20 protein-coding genes are annotated in these 19,357 nt (G+C 50.2%); 12 read left to right on the forward strand and 8 right to left on the reverse strand.

All coding sequences use genetic code 11. The features are described 5' to 3' along the window. The first annotated feature begins 28 nt into the window (after positions 1-28). From C9J01_RS25730 to C9J01_RS25740, 3 genes are read left to right on the forward strand one after another with little or no spacing between them, the layout of a single operon-like run. On the forward strand, positions 29-1,426 hold the full coding sequence (locus C9J01_RS25730) for a replicative DNA helicase (protein ID WP_107300948.1): 1,398 nt from the start codon (positions 29-31) through the stop codon (positions 1,424-1,426). A gap of 59 nt (positions 1,427-1,485) precedes the next feature. Then, positions 1,486-2,565, forward strand: a complete 1,080-nt coding sequence (alr, locus tag C9J01_RS25735) for an alanine racemase (RefSeq protein WP_107300949.1) — start codon at positions 1,486-1,488, stop codon at positions 2,563-2,565. A 47-nt stretch (positions 2,566-2,612) separates the two neighbouring features. Further along, the gene (locus C9J01_RS25740) at positions 2,613-3,863 is read left to right on the forward strand and encodes a BamA/TamA family outer membrane protein (protein WP_107300950.1); all 1,251 of its coding nucleotides are present in this window, start codon (positions 2,613-2,615) and stop codon (positions 3,861-3,863) included. 47 nt (positions 3,864-3,910) lie between these two features. On the opposite strand, the gene C9J01_RS25745 is transcribed toward C9J01_RS25740, so the two are convergent. After that, entirely contained in the window at positions 3,911-4,330 is a 420-nt protein-coding gene (locus C9J01_RS25745) for a secondary thiamine-phosphate synthase enzyme YjbQ (RefSeq protein ID WP_107300951.1), read from the reverse strand. A gap of 293 nt (positions 4,331-4,623) precedes the next feature. On the opposite strand from C9J01_RS25745, the gene pgi reads away from it, so the two are divergent. Beyond that, positions 4,624-6,276, forward strand: a complete 1,653-nt coding sequence (gene pgi / locus C9J01_RS25750; RefSeq protein ID WP_107300952.1) for a glucose-6-phosphate isomerase — start codon at positions 4,624-4,626, stop codon at positions 6,274-6,276. A gap of 71 nt (positions 6,277-6,347) precedes the next feature. On the opposite strand, the gene C9J01_RS25755 is transcribed toward pgi, so the two are convergent. From C9J01_RS25755 to zur, 3 genes are all read right to left on the reverse strand, one after another. Beyond that, positions 6,348-6,557, reverse strand: coding sequence for a cold-shock protein (locus tag C9J01_RS25755; RefSeq protein WP_036822839.1), 210 nt, complete (start codon positions 6,555-6,557; stop codon positions 6,348-6,350). Positions 6,558-6,825: 268 nt separating this feature from the next. Then, entirely contained in the window at positions 6,826-7,290 is a 465-nt protein-coding gene (locus C9J01_RS25760) for a chemotaxis protein CheX (protein ID WP_107300953.1), read from the reverse strand. Positions 7,291-7,327: 37 nt separating this feature from the next. After that, positions 7,328-7,771: a zinc uptake transcriptional repressor Zur gene (gene zur / locus C9J01_RS25765; RefSeq protein ID WP_107300954.1), complete on the reverse strand. Its 444-nt coding sequence runs from the start codon at positions 7,769-7,771 to the stop codon at positions 7,328-7,330. A 992-nt stretch (positions 7,772-8,763) separates the two neighbouring features. On the opposite strand from zur, the gene dusA reads away from it, so the two are divergent. From dusA to C9J01_RS25800, 7 genes are all read left to right on the forward strand, one after another. After that, positions 8,764-9,783, forward strand: a complete 1,020-nt coding sequence (gene dusA, locus C9J01_RS25770) for a tRNA dihydrouridine(20/20a) synthase DusA (RefSeq protein ID WP_201797870.1) — start codon at positions 8,764-8,766, stop codon at positions 9,781-9,783. Between the two features lie 219 nt (positions 9,784-10,002). Continuing rightward, complete coding sequence (pspG, locus tag C9J01_RS25775; protein ID WP_107300956.1) at positions 10,003-10,233, forward strand: envelope stress response protein PspG; 231 nt, start codon at positions 10,003-10,005, stop codon at positions 10,231-10,233. 148 nt (positions 10,234-10,381) lie between these two features. Further along, positions 10,382-11,020, forward strand: coding sequence for a TIGR04219 family outer membrane beta-barrel protein (locus C9J01_RS25780; protein ID WP_107300957.1), 639 nt, complete (start codon positions 10,382-10,384; stop codon positions 11,018-11,020). A 117-nt stretch (positions 11,021-11,137) separates the two neighbouring features. Continuing rightward, the gene (locus tag C9J01_RS25785; protein WP_107300958.1) at positions 11,138-11,371 is read left to right on the forward strand and encodes a thymidylate kinase; all 234 of its coding nucleotides are present in this window, start codon (positions 11,138-11,140) and stop codon (positions 11,369-11,371) included. 147 nt (positions 11,372-11,518) lie between these two features. Further along, complete coding sequence (locus C9J01_RS25790; protein ID WP_107300959.1) at positions 11,519-13,342, forward strand: assimilatory sulfite reductase (NADPH) flavoprotein subunit; 1,824 nt, start codon at positions 11,519-11,521, stop codon at positions 13,340-13,342. Continuing rightward, positions 13,342-15,033, forward strand: a complete 1,692-nt coding sequence (gene cysI / locus C9J01_RS25795; protein WP_107300960.1) for an assimilatory sulfite reductase (NADPH) hemoprotein subunit — start codon at positions 13,342-13,344, stop codon at positions 15,031-15,033. Before C9J01_RS25790 ends, cysI begins: the two co-directional genes overlap by 1 nt. Beyond that, positions 15,026-15,787 (forward strand): phosphoadenylyl-sulfate reductase, encoded by a 762-nt coding sequence (locus tag C9J01_RS25800; protein ID WP_107300961.1) that lies wholly within the window; start codon positions 15,026-15,028, stop codon positions 15,785-15,787. The genes cysI and C9J01_RS25800 overlap by 8 nt, the downstream gene beginning before the upstream one ends. A gap of 124 nt (positions 15,788-15,911) precedes the next feature. Here the strand turns inward: C9J01_RS25800 and C9J01_RS25805 are convergent, their stop codons facing one another. Both C9J01_RS25805 and C9J01_RS25810 read right to left on the reverse strand, forming a co-directional pair. Next, entirely contained in the window at positions 15,912-16,400 is a 489-nt protein-coding gene (locus C9J01_RS25805; protein WP_107300962.1) for a DUF2780 domain-containing protein, read from the reverse strand. Positions 16,401-16,609: 209 nt separating this feature from the next. After that, complete coding sequence (locus tag C9J01_RS25810) at positions 16,610-17,230, reverse strand: BamJ family beta-barrel-assembly machinery protein (RefSeq protein ID WP_107300963.1); 621 nt, start codon at positions 17,228-17,230, stop codon at positions 16,610-16,612. 122 nt (positions 17,231-17,352) lie between these two features. Here C9J01_RS25810 and C9J01_RS25815 point away from each other — a divergent pair, with 122 nt between their 5' ends. Beyond that, positions 17,353-18,063 (forward strand): LysM-like peptidoglycan-binding domain-containing protein, encoded by a 711-nt coding sequence (locus C9J01_RS25815; RefSeq protein WP_107300964.1) that lies wholly within the window; start codon positions 17,353-17,355, stop codon positions 18,061-18,063. Positions 18,064-18,161: 98 nt separating this feature from the next. On the opposite strand, the gene C9J01_RS25820 is transcribed toward C9J01_RS25815, so the two are convergent. Continuing rightward, positions 18,162-18,611 (reverse strand): GNAT family N-acetyltransferase, encoded by a 450-nt coding sequence (locus C9J01_RS25820; protein ID WP_107300965.1) that lies wholly within the window; start codon positions 18,609-18,611, stop codon positions 18,162-18,164. A gap of 96 nt (positions 18,612-18,707) precedes the next feature. After that, positions 18,708-19,277, reverse strand: coding sequence for a Crp/Fnr family transcriptional regulator (locus C9J01_RS25825; RefSeq protein WP_107300966.1), 570 nt, complete (start codon positions 19,275-19,277; stop codon positions 18,708-18,710). Positions 19,278-19,357 lie beyond the last annotated feature (80 nt).

Genomic DNA, 19,357 nt, shown 5'->3' on the forward strand with positions numbered 1-19,357 from the left:
TTAGTTTCCGGCAATCATTTCAATTCCTATGGCAGAGAATCGCAAACCGAACCCCAAAAAAGACTCCCAGATGGACGCGCTTAAGATGGCGCCGCACTCGCTGGAGGCTGAGCAGTCGGTCCTCGGCGGCTTGATGCTGGACAATGAGAAGTGGGATGTTGTTGCCGAGAAGGTGGTGGCCAAAGACTTCTACAGTCGCCCGCACCGCATTGTTTTCGAAGGGGCAGCAGCCTTGCTCGAAGCGGGTCAACCGCTTGACTTGATCACCTTGTCCGAGCACCTTGAGCGAGCAGACCAGCTCGAGGATGTCGGTGGTTTTGCTTATCTGGCAGAGCTTGCCAAGAACACCCCGTCAGCGGCCAACATTCTGGCCTATGCCGAGATTGTGCGTGAGCGGGCATTGATCCGAGACATGATCAGTGTGGCTAACGAAATCGCCGACGCAGGTTATGATCCCCAGGGCCGTGACAGTGAAGAATTGCTGGATATGGCCGAGAGTAAAGTTTTCGCCATTGCCGAGCAGCGTACTTCGGAAAACGAAGGCCCGCAGAATGTCGATACTATTCTGGAGAAAACCCTCGAGCGTATTGAACTGCTGTACCAGACACCGCAAGATGGCGTGACTGGGGTATCGACGGGCTTTACCGACCTGAACAAGAAAACCGCCGGCCTGCAGGGCTCGGATCTGATCATCGTTGCCGCCCGTCCTTCGATGGGTAAAACCACCTTTGCCATGAACCTGTGTGAAAACGCGGCCATGGAGCAGGAAAAGCCGGTGCTTATCTTCTCGTTGGAGATGCCATCAGAGCAGATCATGATGCGTATGTTGGCCTCCCTGTCACGGGTAGACCAGACCAAAATCCGTACCGGTCAGTTGGATGACGAGGACTGGGCGCGCATTTCGTCGACCATGGGTATTCTGATGGAAAAGAAGAATATGTATATCGACGATAGCTCGGGCCTGACGCCGACAGAAGTGCGCTCCCGTGCCCGCCGTATCGCCCGCGACCATGGCGGTCTCAGCCTTATCATGATTGACTACCTGCAGCTAATGCGGGTACCTGGCCTGCAAGATAACCGTACCTTGGAAATCGCCGAGATTTCACGCTCGCTCAAAGCGTTGGCCAAAGAGCTCAATGTGCCGGTGGTTGCCCTGTCGCAGCTTAACCGCTCGTTGGAGCAGCGTGCCGACAAACGCCCGGTTAACTCTGACTTGCGTGAATCGGGAGCGATCGAGCAGGATGCCGATTTGATCATGTTCATTTATCGTGACGAGGTTTACCACGAAGACAGTGCCCTTAAAGGCATTGCTGAAATTATTCTGGGTAAGCAGCGTAACGGTCCGATCGGTACGGTACGATTGACCTTCCAGGGCCAGTTCTCCCGGTTCGACAATTATGCCGGTCCGGCCTTCGATGACGAATAAGGCTATTTAAGCTTAAGATGCAGTACCGGTTTGCCGGGCAATAATGAGTAGGAACATAGATGAAAGCGGCAACAGCGTATATCAATACCGAGGCATTGACTCACAACCTGCAGCAAATTCGCAGCCAGGCGCCAAACAGCAAGATATTGGCTGTGGTAAAGGCGAATGGTTATGGCCATGGGCTGGAATATGTGGCGAAAAGCCTGCCTGATGTCGATGGCTTTGGTGTTGCCCGTATTGAAGAAGCCTTGACCTTGCGTGCAGGTGGCGTGGTTAAGCCGGTGTTGTTGCTGGAAGGCTTTTATGCCCCTTCTGATCTGCCCGTGTTAGTAACTAACAATATCCATACCGTGGTCCACTCGATTGAACAGTTGGAAGCTCTAGAGCGAGCGGAGTTGGATAGCCCTGTTGTAGTATGGCTGAAAATCGATACCGGTATGCATCGCTTGGGCGTACGTCCCGAGCAATATGCCGAATTCGTCGAGCGTCTCCATGCCTGCCCGAATGTGGCAAAACCGCTGCGTTATATGAGCCACTTTGGTTGTGCGGATGAACTGGCGAGTGATGTCACGCCACGCCAGATAGATGCTTTTATGGCGTTGACCGAGGGCTGTCGTGGCGAGCGATCGCTAGCAGCTTCTGCCGGGATATTGGCTTGGCCTGATAGCCACTTGGAATGGATCCGACCTGGGATCATTATGTACGGTGTATCGCCGTTTGCTGAACCGGCACGTGGTGCCGAATCCTATAACTTGAAACCGGTTATGACACTGACCTCAAGCCTGATCGCTGTTCGTGAGGTGAAGAAAGGTGAGTCAGTAGGGTATGGTGGGATTTGGACCAGCGAGCGTGATACTAAGGTTGGCGTTATCGCGATTGGCTATGGTGATGGCTATCCGCGCACTGCGCCTAATGGTACCCCGGTAATGGTCAATGGCCGTATTGTTCCAATGGCTGGCCGGGTATCAATGGATATGCTGACTGTTGATCTGGGGCCTGACTCTACGGATAAAGTCGGTGATGAAGCCATTTTATGGGGAGAAGGGTTACCTGCTGAGATTGTTGCCGAGCATATCGGAACTATTGCTTATGAGCTGGTGACTAAACTCACATCCAGAGTTGCCATGGCGTATCAGTAATTGGCTTACTTTTATCCAAAAACGACAAACGAATTAACTCATATACAATGACAAAAATTATCAAAGCCGCAGCAATGGTTGCGGCTTTTTCATGCTCAACGACTGCTTTGGCCGATAGTTGGCCGACATGGGATCCCGAGACAGCCTTCGTGCCTTTTGCGTTTTCGACGGATGCCATGGGGGTATCGGTTGGGATGGCCGGCTTGCTCAAAGGGGCTGGACAGCCTCAGGCGGCTTTACTGGGGGCAGGGGTATACAGTGAAAAGGGAACCTGGCTCACTTACCTTGGAGCCAGCAACTATATTATCAGCCAAGACAGCCGGTGGTTGTTTGGTGCTGAGTTGTTTGATGCCAGCTATAAACAGTTTGATTACTACCTTGGTGAAGCGTCGAGCAACGGGTCATCGGTTGATGACAAGGTGGTTGCGGATGCCAAAGAGTCGCAATATCGCTTGTCAATGAGGTACATCCTGCCATTGGGGGCCGGCGAGAGCCAGGGGATCAGAGCTGCATTGATGCCGGTCCGCAAACTGACTGGCCATACGCCGTGGGAAAGTGGTGTGAGTTCGTTGGAGTTTAGGCCGTTTTATCAGGGACGAGAGTTCGATGATTTGCCGACCTCCCAAATTGAGCCGGCTGACTTTAGTGAAGTTGAAGAAGTCTGGGGGCTAGAGACCCGTTTTGACTGGGATAACCGTAACAATACCCGTAACCCTACCGAAGGTAGCCAAAGCCAGTTTTCGGTGACCTATGATCCCGGTAGTAGTGATCGTCCAAGCTGGTGGAAATGGGAGTTTGAACAGAGCTGGTTCTGGTCATTCGGTAACCTCGGTGAGTTGTTTGACCAACAGATCCTCGCATTGAACATTTACACGGCTGATACCCCAAGCTGGAACAGTACCGAACAGGTCAATGGCACTGATACTTTCCGTCGGCCGCCGGCCTATGCCGGTAACCGTCTGGGGGGCTTGTACCGCCTGAGGAGTTTTTCCGGAGGCCGTTTCGTCGACAGGGCGGCGATGAGCTATAGCATGGAATACCGGGTGATGCCTGACTGGCAACCGCTGGAGGACTGGCCGGTATTTGAATGGTATGACGTACCCTGGTGGCAATGGGTGGCCTTCGTCGATGTCGGCAGGGTTGCCGACGAGTACGATTTGGCCGAGCTGCACAGTGACATGAAATGGAGTGTCGGTGGTGCGGTTCGATTCCAGGTTGAAGGGATCGTGGTGCGAACGGAAATGGCTTGGGGCAGCGAAGACAGCCTGTTCCGGGTAATGATCAACCAGCCTTTCTAGTTTTCCTTTCTTTTTTACAGGGCGGCGCAACTTGCGCCCCCTCTGTCCTATTCTCCCTGCAAGGTGATAACCAGGCGACGACTACCGCCATGGTCACGGTGCTCGCCAAGGTACACACCCTGCCAGGTACCCAATGCAAATCGACCGTTAGTGATGGGCATACTGATGCTGGTGCCAAGCATGGAGGCCTTGATATGGGCAGGCATATCATCATCCCCTTCGTAGGTATGTTGGTAGTAAGGGGCACGTTCCGGCACAGCCTGGTTGAAGTGGGCTTCCATATCACTGCGAACGGTAGGGTCAGCGTTTTCGTTAAGTGTCAGGCTGGCCGAGGTGTGCTGGATAAACAAGTGGGCAAGCCCGACGTTTATCTGAGCGAGCTCCGGAATTTGTTGTTCAATTTCATCGGTAATGAGGTGGAAGCCGCGGGCTCGCGGGCGTAGTTGGATTGTTTTTTGGTACCACATCGTTATTATTCCTTTTATTACACGAGCAAGAAACGTGTCATATAGTCAATATATGCCGGTTTCCTGAGCTTACCATTTACTCTCAAGTTTCGTGACCTGACGCAATGAAGGTAGGTATCCCTTCACGTCATAATTATTCATAAGTTGTAAAATTACAAAAATTTAGCTGACCTGTTAACTTGAGCTACACTAGGGTCAACAAAACGAACAACATTTACTAAGATCGGGGATCCATTGCTTGGATTATGCTGACAAGACTAATGGATTAACAATTAAAAATCAGGAACTTCATCATGTTGAAAAACATCAATCCGACTCACACTGAGGCGTGGAAAGCGCTAACTGCACACTTCGAAGACGCTCAGGACCTTCAGCTTAGCGAGCTGTTTGCCAATGACGGCGAGCGTTTCAACAAGTTCTCTGCCAACTTCGGCGATGACATCCTTCTGGATTACTCCAAGAACCTGATCACTGAAGAAACCATGAGCAAGTTGTTTGCTTTGGCTGAGCAGACTGAACTGAAAGCTGCGATTGCAGACCTGTTCAGCGGTGAGAAGATCAACCAGACAGAAGGCCGTGCAGTTCTGCACTCGGCACTGCGTAACCGCAGCAACACGCCAGTTATGGTTGACGGCGAAGACGTGATGCCAAACGTCAATGCGGTACTGGAAAAGATGAAAGGCTTCACTGCACGTATTGTTGACGGTGAATGGAAAGGTTACACCGGCAAAGAAATCACTGACGTGGTGAACATCGGTATCGGTGGTTCGGACCTTGGTCCTTACATGGTGACGGAAGCGCTGGCACCATACAAAACTCGCCTGAACATGCACTTTGTTTCTAACGTTGATGGTACTCACATCGCAGAGACACTGAAAGGCCTTAACCCAGAAACTACGCTGTTCCTGATCGCATCTAAGACCTTCACCACCCAGGAAACCATGACCAATGCCCACTCGGCGCGTGATTGGTTCTTGGCTTCTGCAAGTGATCAGGCTCACGTTGCGAAGCACTTCGCTGCACTTTCTACCAACGCGCAGTCTGTAGCGGATTTCGGTATCGATACTGACAACATGTTCGAGTTCTGGGACTGGGTTGGCGGTCGTTACTCGCTATGTTCGGCAATCGGCCTATCTATCAGCCTGGCTATCGGCTTCGACAACTTTGTTGAGTTGCTAGAAGGTGCCCACGCGATGGACCAGCACTTCACTGAAGCGCCGCTTGAGCAAAACCTGCCAGTAATCCTTGCCCTGATCGGCATTTGGTACAACAACTTCCACGGCGCAGAAACTGAGGCTATCTTGCCTTACGATCAGTACCTGCACCGTTTTGCGGCTTACTTCCAGCAAGGTAACATGGAATCGAACGGTAAGTGTGTTGACCGTGGCGGCAACCCAATTGATTACCAAACAGGTCCAATTATCTGGGGTGAACCAGGCACAAATGGCCAGCATGCGTTCTACCAGCTTATCCACCAAGGTACCAAGCTGATCCCTTGTGACTTCATTGCTCCGGCAATCAGCCACAACCCACTGAGCGATCACCATCCGAAATTGATGGCAAACTTCTTTGCCCAGACTGAAGCGTTGGCATTCGGTAAGAGCAAAGAGCAGGTTGAAGCAGAATTCCTGGCTGCTGGCAAAACGTTGGAAGAAGTGGCTGAGCTAGTACCGTTTAAGGTATTTGACGGTAACCGCCCAACTAACTCTATCCTGGTTAAGCAAGTAACACCGACGGTATTGGGTTCATTGATCGCGCTTTACGAGCACAAGATCTTCACCCAGGGCGTGATCTGGAATATCTTCAGCTTTGACCAGTGGGGTGTTGAGCTAGGCAAGCAACTAGCCAACAATATCCTGCCTGAACTAGGCGGTGCAGAGGCAGTAGCGAGCCATGATAGCTCGACCAACGGTCTGATCAATGCATTCAAACAGTGGCGCCAGTAATCGCTAGCTGATTGGAAGCAATAAAAAACGCCGCTTTGCGGCGTTTTTTTATGAAGGGCTTTTGGGCGGCATTAAGACAGCGCAACAACTTCGCTCGCTTGTGGACCTTTCTGACCATCTGTCACGATAAACTCGACATTTTGACCTTCATGTAGGGTGCGACGGCCCTGAGCCTGAATAGCACTGAAGTGAACGAATACATCTTTGCCATCAGCACCAGAGATGAAGCCAAAGCCCTTTTCATCGTTGAACCATTTTACGGTTCCAGTCAGTTTGTTCATGTTACGATCTTTCCTTTGAATGAGGGTATTTCCTTGCTTAGCCCCACGGGTAAGCAAAATGACGCGCGGGGGACATCAAATCTATAAGTGTCTTGATGCCTATCCAGCATATCGAGTCTAGATCGAATATATGACAGTTGGTAGTCTTTTATCTGAGATTTGTGGCAACTTCACATAAAAATCAAAGTGATAAGTTTGATGATAGGTTGCGGTAAGGACTTTCAACCAGCGAGGCCAGTTGAAAGCCTAAGGAATGGATGAAGTAAGATTATCCGTCAAAGCATATTTCGATAAAGGCTTTACCGTATTCGGAATCAAACGGCATGATAATTATCGCGCCATCACACTTGTGGGTAATAGTATGGCCGCGACCAGATACGACTGCCGGGGTAGCCATATCGAATTCGTAGCCTTTCTCTGCCAGGGTGCGCTTGGCTCCACCGGTCACCATGTTGGTGATTTCACCCACCATATCTGTGACCTCTTCATTGATGCTATGTGGGCGCTCACCCAGCATTCTTTGCATGATTTCTAGTGCAAGTCCCTCATCAAAGGTAATAGACATTGATCCTTTGGTTTTCGGGCCAACCATACCAATTAACCCCGATACATCGCCTCTGGCAATTTCATCTTTTTTGAGTCGGGGTTTCTGTGGAGCCAACTCCATCGACGCCATGGTTTTGAGAACATTCAAAAGTGACGCCAGGAAAGGGTTTACGAATTCTGCGCGCATAATCTAATAACGACTGTCTCTGTCTGAATAAAATAACTTACTTGTTTTTACACTGCTGGCAAACACCATGACTTTCAACAACATGGTTTGTGACTTCAAAGCCTCGTTGCTCTGCTCGCTGGCGAAGAAGCTTAGCAAGCTCTTCATCATGGCACTCTTCGACATTCCCGCACTGGCTACAGATGAGCAGCTGAGAACAATGATCAGCATGGCCTAGTAGACAACAGGCAATATAGCTGTTGGTTGACTCGACTTTGTGGACAAAGCCTTGGGCAAGGAGAAAATCTAGGGCTCGGTAGATTGTCGGAGGCTTCGCCTGGGGTTCGCTTTCACGTAGCAAATCCAACAGTTCGTAGGCACTGATCGAGCTATGATGCTCGATGATCAATGTCAGAACCTTCAGTCTTTGAGGCGTCAGTCTTACTCCTCGTTGCTCACAGAGCTGCTGGGCGGTTGCCAGCAACTGACCTTTATTTGCCATATAACCTCAAAATACAAGCGATAAGTACTCCATATTACCACACTCATTCCCAAAGTGACCTCTGTAATAACGTTTCCGTTATTTGTGCCGGAAAATTGTCGCCAAGAAGTGTTAGGTGTATCTATGATCACCATCTTGTCTTGCTTTTTGGTTTGTATGCAGCCTAAAGCTGTACGCTTTCTTTTTGTGGCTTTGGTTGCGCTTAAACTATTGATTTCATTTGTTTTTTGTTCTTGTTCAGCTTTTTGAGGTTTTTTCCGGCTGAGCTATTTTCATTTTTACTATGATGACCCAAAAGATAATCCGTTTTAAATCAATGGTTTATGTGTATTTCCAAAATGTTATTTTTCATTTGGCCTATCATGTTACTTAAGGTTATGCCAATTTGCTCATTATGTTCTTTTTGATGTTAGATTTTAGCCTGTGATGATCTATTTACCCAGGGTAATTGGCACATCATGATCTATTTAGTGGCTCTGTTTGGATCGTAATGATCTTTTTGCTTGTTTCTAAGTTGATGAGAACGCCAAGAAATGATGTACAGCGAAAGTGATTTTGTTCAGGGCTAAGCTGTTCGCACTTGTTGGTGTTTGGTGGTTGTAAATATATAGCTTTAAATATCAGTAATTTAAGTGCGTGTGCAGCTTTCTTGGTTTTATTTTGGGGTTGCTGGTACCCAAAAGCTTATTAAGCTGTACATTGAAATGGTGTTTGTAGTTAAGCCACTGTTTTTATTTTATTATTCTGTGTTATTAAAAATATACCTATGTTCTTTTTGCATTTGAGTGTTGCCGGATTCATGTTGATTTTTACAGTCTTGCTTGCCTAGAGTTACAGGCTAAATCAGATGCGATTTGGGATAGTGCTAGGAATAGGGTAGAATCCGCCTCCTTGCAGCGTTGTAAGATCCTTGGTTTGGGTGCAGCCCCTACCAGAAACGATAGATTTAGCGGTCGATAATGAGGTTTCCGATGACAGATACTGCTGTTGTAATGAACGAACAGTCTAACGATGAGCAAACACAGCTGGGCCAGTACCCGGATTGTCGTTTATCTATTGCGCCGATGCTCGATTGGACTGACCGCCATTGCCGCTATTTCCATCGCTTGATCAGTGAGCGTACCCAGCTTTATACCGAAATGGTGACAACAGGCGCCATTATCCACGGTAAGGGTGACTACCTGGCTTACAACGAAGAGGAGCACCCACTGGTACTGCAATTGGGTGGTTCAAACCCGGCGGAACTTGCACAGTGTGCCAAATTGGCCGCAGAGCGTGGTTACGATGAGATCAACCTCAATGTAGGGTGCCCTTCTGATCGTGTGCAAAATGGCCGTTTCGGCGCTTGCCTGATGGGGGAAGCAGAACTGGTGGCTCAGTGTGTTTCAGCCATGCGTGAAGTGGTAGACATTCCGGTATCGGTGAAGACCCGTATTGGTATTGATGAGCAGGACTCGTATGAATTCCTGACAGACTTTATCCGCATCGTCAGCGAAAAAGGCGGCTGTGAGGATTTTACTATCCACGCCCGTAAAGCATGGTTGAGCGGTTTGAGTCCTAAGGAAAACCGTGAGATCCCACCGCTGGACTACCCGCGTGTCTACCAATTGAAGAAAGACTTTTCACACCTGACCATGGGCATTAATGGTGGTGTGAAAACCATGGAAGAGATTGAAGCCCACCTTCAATATATGGATGGGGTAATGGTAGGCCGCGAAGCGTACCAAAACCCGTATTTGCTTGCTGAAGTGGACCAGCGCCTGTACGGCTTGGACAAGCCGGTGATAAAACGCCGTGAGATTGTTGAAGCCATGTTCCCGTATATTGAGCGTGAGTTGGCCAAAGGCACTTACCTCAACCACATCAGCCGCCATATGCTGGGTCTGTTCCAAAATATGCCGGGTGCACGTCAGTGGCGCCGCCACATCAGCGAGAATGCCCATAAGCCAGGTTCTGGTATTGAGGTGTTGGAGCAGGCAATGGCGAAGATCCCTGCTCACCTTGATGTCTAACCCTTAGAGGCCACAATGGTGAAAAAAGCCAAGTTGTTGGCGAAATAGACCAATATCTCGATGTTAAAGGCATACCGTTTTGCGGTATGCCTTTTTTAATATGCTGATATTTAAAGAGTAAACGCTATTTCAATAACTTGGTCCACTTTGTGCAGTACCTAAATCATTGGTGGCAGCGATATTGCCAATGACATTTATGGGATGCCAGAGGAGAAAGCGATGATCGAGTTTTTATTTTTGCTGGTTTTTGCCGTGGTACTGGTAGGTACTGGAGTGAGTATTTTGGGGCTGGCATTGGCGGTTGCCGCAGGGTTTGTAGTGATGGCGGTTGCTGGCATGATCGGGGTGATGTTTAAATTGCTGCCGTGGTTGTTGCTGATTGCCGTTGCAGTGTGGTTCTACCGTGAGCATAAGGCTGAACAAGCCCATAGAAAGCGCTATTACCGCTAACGGGCGCTTTCTCTATGGCCTAAAAATAGAATGTAAAAATTTGAAAAGAAAGTAGATGATTGACATTACAGGTGCAGTTTTCTTAACCGGCATCTGATATAGTCTGGCCGTTTTTTAATGTAATACTAATAAAGAGCGGAGACTCGAAATGAAAAAATTAGCGCTTTCTGCGGTAGCCGCTGCTGTCGCACTGTCTGCGGCAGTGCCTGCCCATGCAGCAACGCTTTTTGGGGTAAAAGCCGGTGCCGATGCTTGGTTTACCGATGCCAAAGTAAATGATAGCCGTAGCCAGTCTGACAGCAACACGTCGGGTTCTTACTACGTGGCGTTTGAGCACTTTGTACCATTGGTACCAAACTTCCGTCTACGTTACACCGATGTGGACAACGGTATTGTTTCCTTTGGCCAGACAGACTACACCGCTTACTACGAGATCCTAGATAACGATGCCGTAGCATTTGATATCGGTGTGACCATGAGCAAGTTCAACTCGGGCAAGTTCGATGGTCAGAGCTTCAGTGAGTGGCAGCCAAACATCTACGGTAATGTTGAGCTGGGTATTCCTATGACACCGTTGTCACTATTTGGTGATCTTAACTTCGGTAACTACGACAGCACTAGCACTGTAGATGGTCAAGCGGGCGTGAAGTGGAGCATTCCATTGGTTGCTGCTGATCTGAACCTACGTGCGGGCTACCGTGTGATGGACTACGATTTTGACTTCATCAAAGACGGCGGTGAATTCTTTGCCGATGGTTGGTTCCTAGGTGTAGAAATCGATATCTAAACGATTCTTTTAAAGCCTCGATTCCAAAGCCACGAGAAATCGTGGCTTTTTTGTTGCCTGTTTTCTCGGTTTTGTACCATTTTTATAAAAGGTGAAACTGGAAAGGGGCAGGGGCTTATGACGTTAACCGAGTTGCAGAACCTCTATACCAATAGCGAGATTGTGGAAGCCGTGATTGAACCATCTATCCAAGCGAATGGATGGATCGTTGAGTTCCGTCACCGTCGGGGCGGGTTTGTTCCCCTCACTGATGGCTCGGGCAGCGAAAAGTGCTACCACGATATCGACACCGCTACCGAGCGGGCATTCGAAGTCGGTTTTCACCAAGTGAGAATAGCCGATACCTTCTGAATTACTTAGAAAAACTGCAGCTGAGCCTGCAGTTTTTTTTACCCTTCACCCTTACAAATCGTTATAAAACATTCTTATCTATTCTTTCTTGTTATTTCCCTGAGTGGCTAATCTAACCCATACGCAATGTATAGGGATCGTCGTGTCATGTTACTTAAGGAACTTTCAGCTCTGGCCAGCCCGCTTAATGATCAGCAAATAGGTCAACTTCAGCAGGCTGCCGCCGAGTTATCGCCACAACAACTGGCGTGGATCAGTGGATATTTTTGGGGCCTCAGCCAAACACAGGTGGCTGGGCAAGCTCAGCCTTCTCAGGCACCGGCTCTTGCCGCTAGCGCACAGCCTGCCGGTAAGCTGACCATCATTTATGCTTCCCAGACTGGGAATGCTAAGGGGGTTGCCGAGCAACTGAAAGAAGAGGCCGATGCCAAAGGCATCAAGGCCGATATTTTTGCCGCTGGGGATTACAAGGGCAAGAACCTCGCCAAGGAAACCCATGTCATTATCGTGGCTTCCACCCATGGTGAAGGTGAAGCGCCGGATGATGCCATTGAGCTGCATGAATTCCTGCAGTCGAAAAAGGCACCGAAACTGCCGAATTTGCAATATGCCGTGGTGGGGCTGGGCGACTCCAGTTATGAGTTCTTCTGCCAGACCGCGAAAGATTTTGATGCCTTCCTTAGCAAACAGGGCGCGACCGCTTTCCACCCACGCCTAGATTGCGATGTGGATTATGAGTCTGCGGCAACAGCGTGGCGTGCCGAGGCGCTAGACAAGGTAGAGGAAGCCTTAAAATCAGAGCAGGGAGCTGCCGATGTGGTTCAGCTGCCGCTGGGCCAAGCTTCACCGACAGTATCAGCGTACAGTAAGAAGAACCCATACCCAGCAGCACTGCTAGCCAGCCAGAAAATTACCGGCCGACAGTCAGGCAAAGATGTCCGCCATGTGGAAATTGATCTTGAAGGCTCAGGGCTGACCTACCAACCGGGTGATGCGCTTGGCGTGTGGTATGACAATGATCCTGCCCTTGTTGAAGCAATTCTAGCTAAGACGGGGCTCGCCGCTGACCAGCAAGTCGATGTTGATGGTGAATCAATATCGCTGTGTGATGCCCTCATCAAACATTATGAGATCACGCTGTCTAATCCGCAGTTAGTCATCAAGTATGCTGAACTATCAGGCAGTAAAAAGCTGGCTAAGTTGGTCGAAGACAAAGACAAGCTGCGTGAATACGCCGGCAACACCCAAATTATTGATGTACTGGGTGAGAAAAAGGCTGCCTTGAGTGCTGAGCAGTTGCTGGGGTTGTTGCGCCGCCTCACCCCGCGTCTGTATTCGATTGCCTCAAGTCAAGAAGAGGTGGGCGAGGAAGTCCATTTGACTGTAGGGCTGGTGGAATACCACAAAGGCGAAGAAACCCGCCAGGGTGGAGCATCCGGTTACCTTGCTCAGCGCTTGGAGGAAGGCGACAGCGTCAGGGTCTTTGTCGAGCCGAATAACCACTTCAAACTGCCTGAAGATGATAATACCCCGGTGATCATGGTTGGCCCGGGAACCGGCATCGCGCCTTTTCGAGCTTTTGTCCAGGAGCGTGACAACCGTGATGCTGAAGGCAAGAACTGGTTGTTCTTTGGCGACCGTACCTTCACCGAAGACTTCCTGTATCAGGTTGAATGGCAGAAGTATTTGAAATCTGGCGTGGTGGACAGGATTGATGTGGCGTTTAGCCGTGATCAGGCCGAGAAGGTCTATGTCCAGCACCGCCTGTTAGAACATGCTGCCGAAGTGTGGCAGTGGTTGCAAGATGGCGCCCATATCTATGTGTGTGGGGATGCCACCCGTATGGCCAAAGATGTCCACGATGCGTTGGTGACGATCATCGAGCAGCAAGGTAAACAGAGCCGCGAACAGGCCGAGCAATACTTGAGTGAACTACGCAAGAGCAAGCGTTATCAAAAGGATGTGTACTAATGAGCGAGCAAAAACTGTCGGATAACGAACGCCTCAAGCGTGAAAGTAACTTCCTGCGTGGCACCATAGTTGAAGATTTGAATGATCGGATCACCGGTGGTTTTACCGCTGACAACTTCCAGTTGATCCGTTTCCACGGCATGTACCAGCAAGACGATCGTGATATCCGTGCCGAGCGTGCCAAGCAGAAACTCGAACCTCTGCATAATGTGATGCTGCGGGCGAGGATGCCGGGTGGGGTGATCACCCCCAAGCAGTGGTTGGCGATTGATAAGTTTGCCGAGGAGCACTCGCTGTATGGCAGCCTGCGTTTAACCACCCGTCAGACATTCCAGTTCCACGGTGTACTAAAACCGAATATCAAACTGATGCACCAGACATTGAACAAGATCGGTATCGACTCCATCGCCACAGCGGGGGATGTGAACCGTAATGTGTTGTGTACCACCAACCCGGTAGAGTCCGAGTTGCATCAGCAAGCCTATGAGTGGGCGAAGAAAATCAGTGAGCACCTGTTGCCGAAAACCCGTGCCTATGCCGAGATTTGGCTCGATGGTGAAAAGTTGGAGACCACAGACGAAGAGCCAATCCTAGGTAGCAATTATCTGCCGAGGAAGTTCAAGACAACCGTGGTGATCCCGCCGCAAAATGATGTCGATGTCCATGCCAATGACCTGAACTTCGTCGCGATCGCCGAAGAAGGCCAGTTGGTGGGCTTCAATGTACTGGTGGGCGGTGGCCTAGCGATGACCCACGGCGACAAGGCAACTTATCCACGCAAGGCCGATGACTTTGGCTTTGTGGCGCTGGAAAACACCTTGGATGTCGCGGCGGCGGTGGTGACCACCCAGCGTGATTGGGGTAACCGTTCTAACCGTAAGAACGCTAAAACCAAATACACCCTGGACCGAGTAGGGGTTGATGTCTTCAAGGCCGAGGTCGAGAAGCGGGCAGGGATCACCTTCGCCCCAAGCCGCCCTTATGAATTTACCGATCGCGGCGATCGTATTGGTTGGGTCGAAGGTATTGATGGCAAGCACCACCTGACGTTATTTATTGAAAATGGCCGTTTGCTCGATTATCCGGGTAAGCCGTTGAAAACAGGGGCTGCGGAAATTGCGAAAATCCACAAAGGTGATTTCCGTATGACCGCCAATCAGAATTTGATTGTGGCTGGGGTGCCTGTCAGTGAGAAAAGTAAGATCGAAAAGATCGCTCGCGATCACGGCCTGATCGATGATGGTGTGTCCGAGCAGCGGAAAAATGCCATGGCATGTGTCTCACTGCCAACCTGTCCATTGGCAATGGCCGAGGCTGAGCGCTTCCTGCCAGAGTTTGTCACCGACATCGAACAGTTGCTAGAAAAACACAGCCTGCCGAAGGATGACAATATCATCTTGCGTGTTACCGGTTGTCCGAATGGTTGTGGCCGGGCCATGTTGGCGGAAGTGGGGTTGGTTGGTAAGGCGCCAGGGCGCTACAACTTACACCTCGGTGGTAACCGTAACGGTACCCGAATCCCGAAAATGTACCGCGAGAATATCACGGTCGAGCAAATCCTGACTGAATTGGATAGCTTGGTTGGCCGTTGGGCCAAGGAGCGTGAAGCCGGGGAAGACTTCGGTGATTTCACTATTCGTGCCGGGATCATCGAACCGGTTCTGATATCAAAGAGGGATTTTTATGCCTGATAGCCAATACGCCGCGTTGCTGCAGGCCAGCAAGGTGGAACAAATCCTCAAGCTGGCTGAGATCAATGCCAAACTCGAAGCGATGTCTGCCCCGCAGCGTATTCGCTGGGCGCTGGATAACTTGCCACAGCAGTTTGCCCTTGCCTCAAGTTTTGGTATCCAGTCGGCGGTGATGCTCCATATGGTAACCCGGATCAAACCTGATATTCCGGTGATTCTAACCGATACCGGGTATCTTTTTTCGGAGACCTACCAGTTTGTCGATCAGTTGACCGAGCGGCTGAAGTTGAACTTGCATGTCTACCGCGCAGAGCTGAGTCCGAACTGGCAGGAAGCGCGATTCGGTAAACTGTGGGAACAAGGCCTGGACGGGATCAAGCAATACAACCGCATCAACAAGGTAGAGCCGATGCGCCGTGCCTTGGATGAGCTTGGGGTTTCTGCCTGGTTCTCCGGCCTGCGTCGTGAGCAGTCACAAAGCCGGGCTACTTTACCTGTGTTGGCGGTACAGAACGGTTTGTTCAAATTCCTGCCACTGATCGACTGGAGTGATAGCGATATTGAGCAGTATCTCGCCGAGCACCAGTTGCCCTATCATCCGCTCAAGGATGAAGGTTACCTGTCTGTCGGTGATACCCATACCAGCCAGAAATGGCAGCCGGGTATGAAGGAAGAGGAAACCCGCTTCTTTGGCCTCAAGCGCGAATGTGGCTTGCATGAGGATGATGTCGAAGCCGATGGCTCTGGTATTTAGCCAAACAGTGTGATTAATCAGAAAAAAGCCTTACCTATTGCTGGGTAAGGCTTTTTTACATCATGCTGACATCTAGGTCTTGCTTGCGCGGTATCTTTGCGCGCGATTTTTAGGGCTGTATCGTCTAGCCTGCGGCCTGCCAGATACTGCCAAGGTTATCGAGCAATCCGGCGCTGGCTCCCTGGTCGCCAAGGAATTGCATAACGACCGGAATAAACTGGCTCACCATACTAGGATCCATGCCGAGGGCACTGAATACCTGATTAATGGTGTCCATGTTCCCCAACAAGGCACTGGTACCCGGTGGTAGGCTGCCGGTCAGGGCATCAAGCCCCGGAATCATATTGGTCAATTCGGTTGCCTGATCACCGCCAAGTTGACTTGCTGCGATGGAAAGCAGAGCGCCTGCCCCACCTGCGGCTTGTTCACTTGAGACATCAAGTTGGCTGCTGAGTAAGTCGGTCAGTGGGTTGCTGATTGTCGAAGCCGCTTCTTCATCACCGCCGCCAAATAAGTCCGAAAGGCTGAAGGCATGGCTGGTTGTAGGCAAAATCAAACTGCCGACAAGCAGTAGTAGCCAGGTTTTGGCTCGGGCTTGGGTCAATAGGTACATCTTTCGCATTCCTCCGTGTAGGCGTCGACTATAGGGTGTCCCATTTAAGATTAGTCAGGAATGCGGGTGAGATACCAAATTCTGTGGCAAAAAATGAATTAAAAGATAAAAAAAGCCAAATTTTGGTTAGGATGGTCGTTAGATAAAGGGATTGCCGGATACAAAAAACGGTGCCGAAGCACCGTTTTTGTCATCAATCGCGGAGGCGATTAAAGGATGTCTAGTAGTTCTACTTCGAATACTAGAGCAGCATATGGAGGGATCGCTGCACCTGCGCCGCGCTCACCGTATGCTAGGTTCTGTGGGATGTATAGTTTCCACTTAGAACCAACAGGCATCATCTGTAGAGCTTCAACCCAACCAGCGATTACGCCAGTTACTGGGAACTCTGCAGGCTGGCCGCGAGAAACAGAGCTGTCGAATACAGTACCGTCAGTTAGCTGACCGTGGTAGTGAACACGAACTTGCTTGTCTGAAGTAGGGATTTCACCGTTACCTTCAACAAGAACTTCGTACTGAAGACCAGATTCAGTTACTGTAACTTCTGAGCGTAGTGCGTTATCTTTTAGGAACGCTTCGCCTTCTGCAGCAGCCGCTTGAGCTTGTTCTTGGCGAACAGCTTCTGCACGAGTGTGTAGATCGCGTAGTGCGTTGTTGATGTCGTCAACTTCGATTTCTGGCATGTCGCCAGTTAGAGAAGTCGCGATACCTTTAGCGATAGCAGCAACATTTAGGCCCTCTAGACCGCTTTGTGCTAGCTGCTGGCCCATTTGAAGACCGATACCGTAGCTTGCTTTAGTTTCAACTGTATCTAGTTTAACGTCAGACATGGTGTCATCTCTTTAGTAGAGTGAATAAAGCAGGCAGGATAACAGTTTCTCCCCCTAGGGGTAAACCATTGTAACAAGCTGTCGATGGATAGCGTGAATTTGATAGCGCTGGAGTGTTGTTTATGGGACAGGCCAAACGCCGTTCGAACAAAAAGAGTGAATTTACGTGGCCTCGTATCTCCTTGGATAAGGAGGCGTTGAAACAGGGAAGTACGGCTATCCGTGCTAAGTTTGCTCCGCTGGCAAGCAAATGGCAGCAGTTACCCAAATTGCACCGCCGTGCCTTGATGGTACTGGTGCCGGTGGTTGGAGTGTTGCTGATCCTACCCGGTGGTGGTGAAAAAGCTTCACAACCCACGTCTTCAGAGCCAGTTCGTCGTGAGCTGTCCCTGAACCTGGAAAGCAAGCAACCAGAGCGCGTTGCTGTGGGTGAAAGGGAAGAGCCGGTATCTCCGCCTCGCCCTTCCCGTATTACGCCGCTGGAGCCGGTCGAAAGTCAGCCTGTTGCTTCGAAGCCAACAGTCAAACCGGTGGAGAAAAACAGCACTTCCACGCAGTCGGCCAGTGCTGACTGGCAGCGCTATCAGGTGAAAAGCGGCGAGACCCTGGCTAACATTTTCCGGCAGCACAATTTACCGCTTAACGACCTCTATGCCGTCGCAGCCATCGAAGGGGACGACAAGCCCCTGAGCCGGATTAAGGCGGGTCAATGGATGCGTTATCGCCAGACTGCCCAAGGTGGCTTGGATGCGTTGCAAATTGAAGGGCGTAGTGGCGAGCCGATTTTGTTCTTCCGCCGCTCGGATGGCAGTTTTGTCCGCCGCACCCAATAAGCGAAAGACACAATCCTCAAAAAAGCCACTCCGGTGGCTTTTTTGCTATCTGGCTACTGTGGCTAATGTGGTCTTGGTTGCTCTGGCTACCAGGATTGTTATTTAGTGAGGCGCATATCGATATGTGGGATACCGTCTTCCAAGTACTCTTCTGAAAAAGCCTCGAAGCCATATCTTTGGTAATAATGCTGTAAATGCGATTGGGCGCCAATCTCGATGGTCTCTCCGGGCCACAATTGCTCGGTCATGGTGATGCCTTGTTCAAGCAGTTGGTTGCCAACTCCCTTACCTCGGGCCTCTGGGGCAGTAACGACTCGGCCGATACTCACAGCGTCATAGGTGGTACCTGCTGGTAACAGGCGGAGGTAGGCGACTAGTGTATTGTCTTGGTAGCCAAGTAAGTGGTGAGTACCAGCCTGTCTGTCATGGTCGTCCAGTTCTGGGTAGGCACATTCCTGCTCGACTACAAAGACATCGCAGCGCAGTTTGAGCAGGTCATAGAGTTGGTGGGTAGTCAGTTGGTCAAAGCTGAGGCACTGCCATTGCATGTCGTTCTCCTGATGGTACGTGTTATTCACTCTTCCCTGAGGATAAATTACCTCAAAGGCGTTGGCATTAACTTAAGGCAAGTTGGCTTAATTCGATTAACTTTCTTCGCTGAGCCTGGCGCGAATACGGCTCAGGCTGGTGGCGGTAATCCCTAGATACGAGGCAATCTGGTAGTCGGCAAGTTGTGCCTGCAATTCTGGGAAATGGCCGCAGAACAAGGTATAGCGCTCTTCTGGGGTATGGATAAGCATGAAGCGCTCTTTGTGCTCTTTAAATAGCAGTTGCCTTTCGAGCAACGCCATATAGAGGCCGGGACAATGGGTTTTCCACTGCTCGACGACTTCTAATGGTAGGGCGAGAATTTGGCTGGCCGACAAAGTTTCCAATAAGTACTCGGAAGGCTGCTTGGTCAGTAAGCTTTCAAAGCCAAGGATAAGTTCTTGCTCCCAATAGAACTCCTTGCTGAACTGGCGGCCCTCAGCCGTCAGGTAGCAAGCATGGCAGATCCCGTCGACAAGGAAGAAAGCATAGCTTGGCTGTTCCCCTTGATTAAGCAATATGTGGCGGGTCGGCAACTCCATCGGCTCTGCGAGTGAAAGGGATAGGTTGATAGTTTCCTCATCGGCACCATGGTCTTGTAGATATTGGGCTAGGGCTTTTTTCATTGTCTGCTCATAGGTTGTATCACATTGGCCGTGGTTTCATCATAACAAAAAAATACCGCAGCCGAGGCTGCGGTATGGTC

It is taken from the genome of Photobacterium rosenbergii (assembly GCF_003026455.1).
Classification (GTDB): Bacteria; Pseudomonadota; Gammaproteobacteria; order Enterobacterales; family Vibrionaceae; genus Photobacterium; species Photobacterium rosenbergii.